The following is a 12,084-nucleotide window of genomic DNA, read 5'->3' as shown; positions in this document are numbered from 1 at the left end:
ACATTGTATTAACTGAAAATTAAGAGCCTGCTCATGCTCAAGGTATTTTTTACTCAGAAAGGCCCATTTTTTTTACTCCTACTTACCAGTTTGTTATTGGTAACCTCTTGCAGGAATCACTACGATATGAAATTGCTGGTGTCCATTGAGGACGCACCTTTGATGCGAGAAATCATTGAAGACATCAATAGCCACTCAAAATTTGAGATTGAGGTCGTGCCAAGGGACTCTCTGACGGAAGTAAAGGCCATTGAATCTATCCTTAATGGAGAGTTTTCGATCACCACGGTAGATAACACCCTGGATTATCGACAATCTAAGCGGGACATTCGGACAGTTATTCCATTTTTTCATGAGGTGTTGGTTATTCTATCCAGACATCAGATGTCCCAGGCTAAAATTGATTCGCTCTTGAGGGCAGGAGACTATCTGGTGCTGACCAAAGAGATCGAGGAGCTTCAATTTTTTCAGAAGCTCATTCCAAGGTTTACAGGGGATTCCTCCATCAATTACAGAATAGAAGATCACTATGATCTGGAAAATGATTTGGAAAGGAATGAATTGTTGCTGTTTTTCTCAGGAAAGGAAAACTACGATTTAGGGCGATTGATCCATTCCAAGAAAGCCTATATCTATTCTTTTGATCCGGTAGATTCGAAAGGCAATGGCTCATTTATCGAAGGGTTTTGTCGTGAATACAAAAAGACTACTCCCTATGTATTGTCCAGGGATGCATTCGGAATTGCCCTTGAAAAACCGATCTATACATTTGCGGTGCATGAATTGCTGGTCACGAGACGTGATTTTCCTGCAGATGTCATTTACGACTTGATCGAGACCATTCATCACCATCATATCGTGCCGATTTTTGGTTCGTCCAATAGTTATACGTTTGAAGTAAACCAACAGGACATCAACCTGATTTTTCCCTTTCAACAAGGAACCATAGATTACCTAAATAGAGATCAACCCAAGTTTGTGGAGCGCTATGCAGAGGTGATGGGATTTGTTTTGTCTGCCATGGTGCTACTTATTGGTTTGGTCGCCAGTTTGAGAGCGACGATCAATCAGCGGAAGAAGGATAGGATGGATGAGTACTACAAGGAATTGCTCACCCTGAAGGAGAACATGAGCACTTATGACAGCCAATACCTTTTTGATCGACTCAGAAGACTTCAGAAAAAAGTATTTGAGCTGCTAATTGATGAGAAATTGAGTGCCAACAACGAGTTTGTCATCTTCATGATGCTGTGGGACGAGATTTATCATTCACTCGATCACTCGAAAATCATCAATGACAAAAAACCGTCAGATGTTGATGTTGAAGAGGAATAAGACAACTGAAAAGTAAATAGCGACACAAAGTACATAAACGAATGTGCGCTTGTGGCTCTTGATGCGGTGGGTGGTGTTCATATCGGTTACTTATCGACCTCAAAGAAATGAACAAGTTCTTTAAATGGCAATATTTATTCGATGAATAGTACAAAATTCCCGAAGAAATAATTTTAAATTGATTTTCAAGACATCTCAATAATTGTTGCTGGATTCCAGGATCGAAGGGTTATCATTCCCTTAGCGGCTTGTAAGTAGGTTTTGTATCTACTAGTAATGAAGCAACTGTCAATGCTTTCTAGCTGATTTTGAATAGGGGTCGTACTATGTAGTTCATCCCTATTTACTTCCCCATTTGCGCAGGTTTCGTTTTAACCTGCAGCGAAAGAAAAGATTCAATCCGGGCGATATTCGGGATGCTGAATAGTTTTTCAGTGATAAATTCTTTGTATCGTTCTATATCACGGACCAGAATTTTGATGATGAAATCAGCCCCTCCCGTGACGTAATGACATTCTTGTACTTCAGGTAATGCCAGAATTTTTTCTTCAAAGGCAGAGATCAATTCCTTTGAATGGTCCTTGAAGGAAATATGAGCAAATGCAGTCAATTTCTTTCCCAGAATTTCCTGATTGATCACTGCTGTGTAATGATCAATGATCCCGCTTTTCTCCAGCTTTTTGATACGCTCGAAAATAGGGGTGGTAGATAGGTTGAGCTTCTCGGACATTTCCTTCACAGTCATGCGCGCATTTTGCTGCAAGAGATGCAAAATCTTGTGATCTGTATCGTCCAGTTTTCGAGGTAAACTCATGATAGAATTATTTTCTGCTTTCGAATCGAATTGTAGGGTCTGATTGCCATTTATTCTATTGAAATGTAAATATATAGTGAAATCATACTAATTGATTTGATTTTAATATTAAAGCACTGGTAAAGCGTAACTTTATGGTTTAAAATCCCATTATATATACATCAGTCTGGCGTAAAAAGCAGGCATAACCCCAAGCGTGTATCATATGCAAAAAGTAACGGAGCCCATATCGATTGAAAATGAATTATTGACAGGTTTTGAGCTCATGAGCGTCGCCAAAAACATGGCTGAGTGTTATGAGGAGAACTTTAAGGTGGCTTCAAAATATGTGCATGCTACTTCAAGAGGGCATGAAGCGATACAGCTGGCGGCCGGCTTGACCCTTACACCGGAAGATTATGCTTATCCCTACTATAGGGATGATGCCTTGCTGCTTGGAATGGGATTGACCCCTTATGATCTCATGTTGCAATTACTTGCAAAGAGGGATGATCCGTTTTCAGGAGGAAGGACCTATTATTCTCACCCGAGTTTAAGGGATGCCGATAAGCCGAAAATTCCGCATCAATCTTCAGCTACAGGTATGCAGGCAATTCCTGCTACAGGAGCGGCGATGGGGTTGCAATACAAAGACAAACAGATAGGCGATCAGAAAGGGAGTCCGATCGTACTTTGTTCTCTTGGTGATGCCAGTGTGACGGAAGGTGAAGTGGCCGAAGCTTTTCAAATGGCTGCATTAAAGCAGTTGCCAATACTATTCCTGATTCAGGACAATGGATGGGATATTTCAGCAAGTGCCGATGAAGTTCGGTCACAAAATGCTTTTGAATACATCAAGGGTTTTTCAGGCATTGAAGCGCGACAAGTCAATGGATCTGATTTTCAGGAATGTTTGCAAGTGACACAAGATGTCATTAGCACGATCCGAAAAGAAAGAAGACCGTTCCTGATTCATGCGAAAGTGCCATTATTGAATCACCATACGTCCGGTGTGCGGATGGAATGGTACCGGGATGACCTGGATGAGCACCGTACACGTGATCCTTATCCATTTTTGAAATCCGCATTGATAGACGCTGGTGTTTCGGAAGTAGATATACTGGAGATAGAGTCTCGTTCCAAAGCATTGGTTCAGGACGATTTTGATCGAGCACTGTTGGCAGAAGATCCCAAGCCGGAAGACCTGTTCAAGCATGATTATGCACCTACGCCTGTTCTTAAAGAAGAAGGGGAAAGAAAACCTTCCGGAGCAGAGAAAAGTGTGATGGTGGACTGTGCTCTGCATGCCATGGAAGACCTGCTGAAAAATGATGATTGTTTGCTCTATGGTCAGGATGTTGGCGGAAGATTAGGAGGGGTTTTCAGAGAAGCAGCTACACTTGCAGGAAAGTTTGGTGACGATAAAGTATTCAATACCCCAATTCAGGAGGCATTTATTGTGGGTTCTACAGTGGGTATGGCAGCTGTTGGGCTGAAGCCTGTGGTAGAAGTGCAATTCGCTGACTACATCTGGCCAGGATTGAATCAGCTATTCACCGAAGTAAGCCGATCTTACTACTTGAGTAATGGTAAATGGCCGGCCAGTATGATTTTGAGAGTTCCTATTGGGGCTTATGGAAGTGGCGGACCTTATCATTCTTCGAGCGTAGAGTCTGTCGTTGCCAATATCAGAGGTGTGAAAATTGCTTATCCTAGTAATGGTGCCGATCTCAAAGGGCTTATGAAAGCGGCTTATCATGATCCGAATCCAGTAGTCATTTTTGAACATAAAGGACTGTACTGGTCTAAGGTTCCGGGAACGGAAAAAGCGAAGACGCACGAACCTGACGAAAATTATGTGCTGCCATTCGGACAAGCGGCCATCACGCAAAAAGCAGATCCGAAACATGTCAATGAAGGCACGGCCTTAACCTTAGTTACTTATGGGATGGGTGTTCATTGGGCACTCAATGCTTCCAAGGCATTTGAAGGCCAGGTGGAGATTGTCGATTTAAGAACACTGAATCCAGTGGATTACGATACCGTATATCAATCGGTCAGAAAGACGAGCCGATGCCTTGTGCTAACAGAGGAGCCTAATTCGGCAACCTTTGCAGGAGCCTTGGCAGCCAATATTCAACAACATTGCTTCAAAGATCTGGATGCGCCGGTGGTAACAATGGGATCTGAAAACATGCCGGCTATTCCACTGAATAGTACTTTGGAGAAAACGATGTTGCCTTCTGCTGAAAAAGTAGAAGATCAGATTCGGGAAATCTTCAATTATTGGAGCTAGGCTTCGACAAGCCTGTCTACCGACAAGGCTCGCTCAGCTACCTGTTTTGGTTTATCAATCTCATGTTTTCTTAGTTGGTTTGGGTTTTAAGGAGCATATATAGTCATAGCTTTTCTTGAAGTATTCGGCTAATTCATCAGTGTCCCATAACGACGATGGAACTATTGCATATTCCTTCATTACTGCACCGTAAGAAACGGGTCGTTCCGTTTGATGAGTATTCAGGAATGCCTCTAAATCTTGTCTACCCAATCTAAGGCAAAGTATACCTTTCGGGTCGAGGTAAGAAAACATGTGACCATTGTGAGAAGTGTAAGGGTTTTTAGCACCTTTCCGCTTTTGTTCAGGAAGTTTGGCGATGTGCCGATCATACTTTTCAAAAATTGCTTCAGGTATCGTTGGGTGAGGTTTTTTCGTAGGCATAGTTATTGACCTTTGGTAATTGAAAGATAGGAATTAATTAAATTGCTTATATGGATGCAGTTGTTTCAAAGCGAATGATCACCGCCTCGGAATATCACCAAATGGGTGAGGTAGGGATCATACGTCCGGAGGAACGAGTAGAACTGATCAATGGAGAAATCATAACCATGTCACCTAAAGGAACAAAACATGCTAAGGTGGTCCGACAACTAACTAAATGGTTCTATCATAATCATGTTGATGGACCCTTTGAGATTATTGTTCAAGACCCAATCGTATTAAGTGACCACAGCGAGCCTGAACCAGATTTGGCAATTACGAATAAAACCGACGGTTTTGAACATCCAAAAGCCCAGGATGTTGTGCTTGTTATCGAAGTAGCAGATACTTCTCTGTTATACGATACAACGACCAAATTGGAACTATACGCTGCAGAAGCTATTCCTGAATATTGGGTAGTTGATATTGAGAATGTCCGGGTTTTTGTTTTTTCAGAACCAGCTCAAGGTACCTATCAAAAGTCAGCGACTTATTATAGTTCAGATACAATTCAATATCAGAGACTGACTTTGGAGGTCAGAGATATTATTCCTCAAAAACAAGTTTAAACGATGAATGCAGTTGTTTCAAAGCGAATGATCACCGCCTCGGAATATCACCAAATGGGTGAGGTAGGGATCATACGTCCGGAGGAACGAGTAGAACTGATCAATGGAGAAATCATAACCATGTCGCCAATCGGAAGCAAACACGCAGCAGTTGTCAATAGATTAATGGGTTGGTTGTTGAAAAACTATTCAGATCAATTCGACGTAAGTGTTCAAAACCCTCTTCGATTAGACAATCATACTGAGCCAGAGCCAGACGTGGCATTGCTCAAAAAGCATCCAACAACCTATTTCGAGGAATTGCCAACAGCTTCAGATGCTACTTTGGTTATTGAAGTTTCCGATACAACTTTTCTGTACGACACCACCACCAAGCTCGAATTGTATGCGAATGCAGGTATTCCTGAGTATTGGGTAGTAGATATTGAGAATGCCAGAGTATTTGCTTTCTCTGAATCTGCAGAAGGAACTTATAAAAAGTCACAGACTTATCTGGGAACTGATGCTATTCAATATGAAGGCTTGACCTTGAATGTCAGCGACATCATTCCTCAAAAACAAGGCTAAACGATCGTCAGAGCATTGACTTTGGTGAGATGAGAAGAGATACATGTCCATTTTTCACTTTCTGATCTTAAAAAGAGATTGCCGTTAGTGGTGCCAAAAACCTGAATTCCATCTTGCCGATCAAATGCTTGTCGCAAAACAATATCAAAGCAATTTTCTTGTGGCAACCCGATACTGTCATCTTGCCAGGTGGCACCAAAATCTTCCGTTTTAAAGACTTGCATTTTGAGCTCCGGAGCAATTCTTTGCTCATCACTTTCCGCTGGAATCACCCAGGCCCTGTTTGGATTGCTGTGATCAATGGTCATGGCAAAGCCATAATGGGGGAGTGAACCTTCCTTCGAAACCAACTGCCATGCTTTACCCCCGTTCTTTGAATTGAAAATGCCACAATGATTTTGTTGCCATAAAATGGCTGAGTCAGAATTGGCCAAGTGCAGGATATGCGGATCGTGACCAACTTCTACATTAGGATTCGGTAGATAGGCTGCAATTAAGCCTTTGTTGATTGGCTCCCAGGTTTTTCCGCTGTTCCATGACTCAAACACACCCGCACAACTCACCGCAATCAAAATATGATCGGCATTTTGAGGATCAACAACAATGGAATGAATGAAAGGAAAATCACTTCCTGCTCCAAACCATTGTCCTTCTGATTGTCGGCTTTCGTGATCCCATAATGTTTCTACTAGCTGAAAGGTCTGGCCATTGTCTTCACTAAGGAATAATGCGCCTGGATCTGTTCCCATCCATAGCCGATTTGAATATTTGGCACCTCCTTGAGCAAAACACCAAACTTGTCTGAGTTTTGCAGGCCTCCCATTCGGAAGGATTTTTCCTTGCAATTTGGGTAGAGGTGTTTCATTCCAGGATTGACCACTGTCCTCGGTATAATGAAGCTTTTGCCCCCAGTGTTTGTGCGAAATACCTGCCCAGATACGCCTGTTGATCGGGTCATGATAAACATTGGTGACATTAAAACCCATGAAGTGGACCTTATTCCAACGCAGTGGATTACCAGAAGCATCGAATTGTACCAGGCCTTTTGCTGTAGCTACAAACAGGTTCTTCATGCTTTATCCACCAGATAATGCCTGGAAAATAAGAACTTCATCCGTAGGTTTTACCGGATCGGACAGTTGATTGCGGTCCCGGATCAGTTCTTCTTTCAAAAAAATGTTGACGTGTTTTCGCAGACTACCATCTTCTTCTAAAAGGTAGTCTTTCAACCCTGGGAATTGATGGTTAATGCTTTCTAATACCTCCATTACGGTTTGCCCGTCTGTTTCCATGTTTTGGAGACTTGGGAAAAATCGTTGCAGTGCAGATGTGAATTTTACCTGGGGCATTGTTCAAATTCATTAGGGGTGTGCGGCGACCCAAACTTCACCGTCTTCAAAATACTCTTTTTTCCAGATTGGCACAGTTTCTTTTAGCGTGTCGATCGCATATTGGCAAGCCTCAAAAGCAGCTTTTCGGTGAGGTGTGCTTACCGCAATGATCACCGGGATTTCACCAATTTGTAAGGAACCAACCCGATGATGAATGGCCACATGAAGCGCATCCCATTTTTTAGTTACTTGTTCAGCGATCTTTTGCATTTCCTTGATCGCCATGGGTTCATAGGCTTCAAAGTCTAGCTTAACTACCAGTTTGCCTTTGGTTTGGTTTCGAACTGTGCCAATAAAAACTACGGTGCCGCCTGCAGCATCGGATGCTACAGCTGCTTCACAAGCTTGCGTGCTCAGTGGGGCACTATCAATTTTTACATCAATCATAATTAGCCGCCGCTCACTGGTGGTATGATCACAACTTCATCGTTAGCGGACAATTGGAATTCATCATTCTGATAAGATTCATTTACTGCAAATCGTAAACTCGCCAATCGATTAAGGTCGGGAAATTGATTCGCCAACATAGACCTTACTTCCTTTAAGGTTAGGCTATTGGCAATTTCCAAATCCATTTCATGAGACTGGAGGATTTCCTTGGCAATGCCGTATGCAACTACTTTTATCTGCACCGATTTTTTTGATGAAATTAATGTTTTTCTTCGAGGTGGGCCAACAATGCTTCCCAACTAAGTTTTATGCAATCGGAACGGCTCCCAAGGTCATTTAGTTCTACCATCACCTGTAGTTCCTCCTGATCAAACGTACATTCGTTACCTCCATTTATGGCCGCAATGAACGATTGACAGAAATCAATGATCTCTTGTGGCGTCTTACCTTCAATGGCTCTTAATAATGCTGAAGTGGACGCCTTGGACAATGCACAACCGAATCCATGGAAGTATCCTTCCTTGATGCGACCCTGATCCTGCTCGATCTGCAGCTTATATTTATCACCACACATCGGATTATAGGCCAATACTTCTGTGCCAAGTTGTACCCCTTTGTTAAAATGATAGGGTTCCTTACTTTCCTTAATGACAGTCGCGTGATAAAGACGTTTGAGCTGCTCTTGTTCCATAAGCTTTCTTTTTTAGTAACATCGATTATGGCGTATAGTTCGCAATAGGATCAAATCGAAGGGTTAATTTTTCCAGAAATCTACAATTTCCTTCAATGAAGCACCCAATTGCTCTATTTCCTTTTCGGTGTTATAAATGCTCAATGATACCCTGACCGTAGCTGGTTGCTCGAGGTGTTCTAAAAGTGGCTGAGTACAATGCATGCCTGCACGCACAGCAATATGACTGCTATTCAGAAAGGAGGCTACATCATGCGGATGTACTTCATCGATGTTGATGCTGAGTATTCCATGAGTGATGGGTTCCGGGGAAAGAATGGTAACTCCTTCAATGGATTGGAGCAATGCAAATGCTTTTTGTGAAAGTGTCTCAAGATGTTGCCTGGCTCCTTGCAGGTCCAATGATTCAATGTAGTGGATGGCTGCTTCCAAGCCTAAAACTCCGGCAACATTTGGGGTTCCTGCTTCAAGCATGGTCGGGTATTCCTGAAAAGAAGTTTCGTCTATGGTAACTTCTTGTACGATCCCGCCACCCACTTGAAAGGGTGCTATTTCTGCGTGCCTCGTTGGCTTAGCATACAATATACCAATACCCATCGGGCCGAAGGTTTTATGTCCCGAGAAGGTCAGGAAATCACAATTGAGTTCATCGATATTTAGGTCATGCAAGGCAGCACTTTGCGCGGCATCAATTAACAAAGGCACGGCTAGTGGTTGAATGATCGCATTGATCTTGTCCAGGTCGGTTAACGTACCCAGCGTATTCGAGAGATGAGTGATAGCGACTAATTCGGTTTTCTCATCGATCAATTCAGGGAGTTTTTCGTAATCCAGATGACCTTCGGACGTCAGAGGAATAACCCTTAGCTCAGCTCCTGTGTCTTTGCAAACTTGTTGCCATGGAATTAGATTAGCATGGTGTTCCATGAGGCTTATGACTACATTACTGGATGCATCCAGTTGCTTTTTTAACCAGGATTCTGCCACGATATTGACAGATTCCGTCGTGCCTTTGGTAAATGCGATACAATTGGAGGATTCCGCCTGAATAAAATTCGCTACGGTCAAACGGGCATTTTCGTAAGCTTGTGTAGCCTGATGTGACAGATCATAAATGCCTCGATGAATATTGGCATTTTCAGTGGAATAGAATTGAATGATCCGATCAATGACCTGCTTTGGTTTTTGAGCCGTAGCTGCACTGTCCAGATAGATCAATTCGGGGTGCGCCTTGAAAATGGGAAAATCATCCCTAATCGATTGAACATCAAAAACAGGAGTTTGAACCGGATTCATCAATTACAAGTTGTAAATATTAATTAACGCACAAGTTAGCGAGTAATCGTATTTTAGCTTCATGAGCCTATCATCCAACAGCAAAACACGCAAGAATGTTGTACGATAATCACGGTCGAGTCATCAATTATGTCCGATTGGCGGTTACAGACCGGTGTAATCTTCGGTGCTTTTATTGCATGCCTGAGTCCGGCATCAAATACATTAACCGGAAGGACCTCCTGACCTACGAGGAAATGGAGCGGCTCATGCGGGTGTTGAGTGAAAATGGTATTTCTAAATTACGGATCACCGGAGGAGAACCTTTCATTAGACGGGGGATCATGGACTTCCTGCATCGCTTGAGTGATATTGATGGGTTGAAGCAAATGCACATCACTACGAATGGCACCTTTACCAGGGAATACATCCCTCAATTCAAGCAGATCGCTATGAAGTCGGTGAATCTTAGTTTGGATTCTCTGGACAAGCAAAGATTTTTTGAGATCACCAGAAGAGATGCCTTCGATCAGGTTATGGAGACTTTCTACGGATTGTTGGATGCGGAGATCAATACAAAGATCAACATGGTGGTCATGGAAGGTAGAAATACCCAGGATATCATCCCGATGCTTGAGTTGGCGAGAGACCATAAAATAGGTGTTCGATTCATTGAGGAAATGCCTTTCAATGGGACACTAGGCCAGGGCAATGCGACCTTCTGGCCAGCAAGAAAAATATTAGATCACATCAAGGAAGTCTATCCCGAAGTTGAAAAACTGAATGACCCGGCTAATTCGACCTCTCAGAATTATCAGATTCCAGGGTTCAAAGGAACCTTCGGCATCATAGCTGCTTATACACGTACTTTCTGCGGTTCCTGTAACCGCATCCGACTAACCCCAAAAGGTGAGTTGAAAACTTGTCTATATGATAATGGTTTCGTGAGTTTGAGAGATGTGATCCGATCCGGAGCCTCTGATGAAGAATTAATGGAGGTGATCAGAAAATCCTTAAACAATCGTGCGAAAGACGGATTTGAGGCGGAGAAAAGAAGGGCTCCGGTTCATGAATCCATGGCGACCATAGGCGGCTAATATGATTACTGTAGAAGAAGCACTCGAATATATATTCGATAATCAGACTGATTTTGGCATAGAACAAGTTCCTCTGAATGAAGCGGCTGGTAAAGTATTGAGAGAACCGGTCGTTGCGGATAGAGATTTTCCTCCGTTTGATCGGGTGACGATGGATGGCATTGCCATTCACTATGAGGCCTTTAAAAATGGGGCGAGTAGTTTCCGCATAGAAGGAGAAGCCCCTGCGGGTGCACCGATGGAAACACTGAAGGATGATGCACAGTGTCTGGAGGTCATGACCGGAGCAGTACTACCTCGTGGAACAGATACAGTCATTCGGTATGAGGATGTGGAGATCAAAGAAGGAGTAGCCCGCATCATGATTGAGCAGATCAAGTTTCGCCAAAATGTGCACTTTCAGGGCATTGACCGGAAACAAGGAGATCATATTTTAAACGAAGGGATCATTCTCGGACCGGCTCAACTAGGCGTTTGCGCTACAGTTGGCGTAGATCCGGTGAAGGTCACCAGGGTGCCGAAGGCTTTGATTATTTCTACTGGAGATGAATTGGTAGAAGTACACGAAACACCCGCACCACATCAGATCAGAAAGAGCAACATCGCCCAACTGCAAGCCTTGCTTGGAGATTTTAAGATCACTCCTGATAAGCTTCATTTGACGGATGATTACGACGAAATCCTCACTAAACTGAAAGATGCGGTCAATGACTATGACTTGATTCTATTGAGTGGCGGAGTATCAAAAGGGAAATATGACTTTCTGCCTAAGGCTCTGGACGAGTTGGGTGTAGCGAAGCTGTTCCATAAGATCAAACAAAGGCCTGGTAAGCCGTTTTGGTTCGGTCGAAAAGAAAATTGTTTTGTGTTCGCCTTCCCAGGAAATCCGGTTTCCTCATTCATGTGTGCTAATCGCTACCTAAGGCCCTGGTTAGCGGAGTGCCTTCAACAAAATATCCAACGTCCTGAATTTGCCAGATTAGTCGAAGAAGTTGCGTTCAAGCCTGATCTGACATATTTCCTGGAAGTACAATTACGATCCAATACCCAAGGCGTACTGGAAGCACATCCGGTCAAAGGAAATGGCTCTGGTGATCTGGCCAATTTGGTCGATGCAGATGCATTTATCCAATTACCACAAGGGAGAGATATCTATGAAGCTGGAGGAGTCTATCCGGTTTGGAGGTATTGAGAACATTTCATCTAAAGCTTACGATT

The 12,084-nt window shown here is 43.0% G+C and carries 14 protein-coding genes; 6 read left to right on the top strand and 8 right to left on the bottom strand.

What is annotated here, in order from left to right:
* The first annotated feature begins 126 nt into the window (after positions 1-126).
* On the top strand, positions 127-1,335 hold the full coding sequence (locus tag R8G66_17230) for a hypothetical protein (GenBank protein MDW3194121.1): 1,209 nt from the start codon (positions 127-129) through the stop codon (positions 1,333-1,335).
* Between the two features lie 343 nt (positions 1,336-1,678).
* On the opposite strand, the gene R8G66_17225 is transcribed toward R8G66_17230, so the two are convergent.
* On the bottom strand, positions 1,679-2,149 hold the full coding sequence (locus R8G66_17225) for an Lrp/AsnC family transcriptional regulator (protein ID MDW3194120.1): 471 nt from the start codon (positions 2,147-2,149) through the stop codon (positions 1,679-1,681).
* A gap of 205 nt (positions 2,150-2,354) precedes the next feature.
* Between R8G66_17225 and R8G66_17220 the strand changes: the two genes are divergently transcribed.
* Entirely contained in the window at positions 2,355-4,424 is a 2,070-nt protein-coding gene (locus tag R8G66_17220; GenBank protein MDW3194119.1) for a thiamine pyrophosphate-dependent enzyme, read from the top strand.
* 60 nt (positions 4,425-4,484) lie between these two features.
* On the opposite strand, the gene R8G66_17215 is transcribed toward R8G66_17220, so the two are convergent.
* A complete protein-coding gene (locus tag R8G66_17215; protein ID MDW3194118.1) occupies positions 4,485-4,847 on the bottom strand; it encodes a hypothetical protein in 363 nt (120 codons plus the stop codon).
* Between the two features lie 50 nt (positions 4,848-4,897).
* Here R8G66_17215 and R8G66_17210 point away from each other — a divergent pair, with 50 nt between their 5' ends.
* Positions 4,898-5,455 (top strand): Uma2 family endonuclease, encoded by a 558-nt coding sequence (locus R8G66_17210; protein ID MDW3194117.1) that lies wholly within the window; start codon positions 4,898-4,900, stop codon positions 5,453-5,455.
* Positions 5,456-5,458: 3 nt separating this feature from the next.
* The gene (locus tag R8G66_17205) at positions 5,459-6,022 is read left to right on the top strand and encodes a Uma2 family endonuclease (protein ID MDW3194116.1); all 564 of its coding nucleotides are present in this window, start codon (positions 5,459-5,461) and stop codon (positions 6,020-6,022) included.
* Here the strand turns inward: R8G66_17205 and R8G66_17200 are convergent.
* The 6 genes from R8G66_17200 to R8G66_17175 form a co-directional block, all read right to left on the bottom strand.
* A complete protein-coding gene (locus tag R8G66_17200; protein MDW3194115.1) occupies positions 6,019-7,095 on the bottom strand; it encodes a glycosyl hydrolase in 1,077 nt (358 codons plus the stop codon). The two genes, R8G66_17205 and R8G66_17200, sit on opposite strands and share 4 nt — an antisense overlap.
* Positions 7,096-7,098: 3 nt before the next feature.
* Positions 7,099-7,371, bottom strand: a complete 273-nt coding sequence (locus R8G66_17195; protein ID MDW3194114.1) for a MoaD/ThiS family protein — start codon at positions 7,369-7,371, stop codon at positions 7,099-7,101.
* A gap of 12 nt (positions 7,372-7,383) precedes the next feature.
* Positions 7,384-7,800 (bottom strand): molybdenum cofactor biosynthesis protein MoaE, encoded by a 417-nt coding sequence (locus R8G66_17190; protein ID MDW3194113.1) that lies wholly within the window; start codon positions 7,798-7,800, stop codon positions 7,384-7,386.
* A gap of 2 nt (positions 7,801-7,802) precedes the next feature.
* A complete protein-coding gene (locus R8G66_17185; protein ID MDW3194112.1) occupies positions 7,803-8,045 on the bottom strand; it encodes a MoaD/ThiS family protein in 243 nt (80 codons plus the stop codon).
* A 17-nt stretch (positions 8,046-8,062) separates the two neighbouring features.
* Entirely contained in the window at positions 8,063-8,494 is a 432-nt protein-coding gene (locus R8G66_17180; protein MDW3194111.1) for an iron-sulfur cluster assembly scaffold protein, read from the bottom strand.
* Positions 8,495-8,557: 63 nt separating this feature from the next.
* Positions 8,558-9,790, bottom strand: coding sequence for a cysteine desulfurase (locus R8G66_17175; GenBank protein ID MDW3194110.1), 1,233 nt, complete (start codon positions 9,788-9,790; stop codon positions 8,558-8,560).
* Between the two features lie 95 nt (positions 9,791-9,885).
* Between R8G66_17175 and moaA the strand changes: the two genes are divergently transcribed.
* Positions 9,886-10,866, top strand: coding sequence for a GTP 3',8-cyclase MoaA (moaA, locus tag R8G66_17170; protein MDW3194109.1), 981 nt, complete (start codon positions 9,886-9,888; stop codon positions 10,864-10,866).
* Between the two features lies 1 nt (position 10,867).
* A complete protein-coding gene (locus R8G66_17165) occupies positions 10,868-12,058 on the top strand; it encodes a molybdopterin molybdotransferase MoeA (protein MDW3194108.1) in 1,191 nt (396 codons plus the stop codon).
* Positions 12,059-12,084: the final 26 nt, after the last annotated feature.

It is taken from the genome of Cytophagales bacterium, from assembly GCA_033344775.1.
Classification (GTDB): domain Bacteria; phylum Bacteroidota; class Bacteroidia; order Cytophagales; family Cyclobacteriaceae; genus JAWPMT01.
This window is presented reverse-complemented; position numbering and strand designations above follow the sequence as displayed.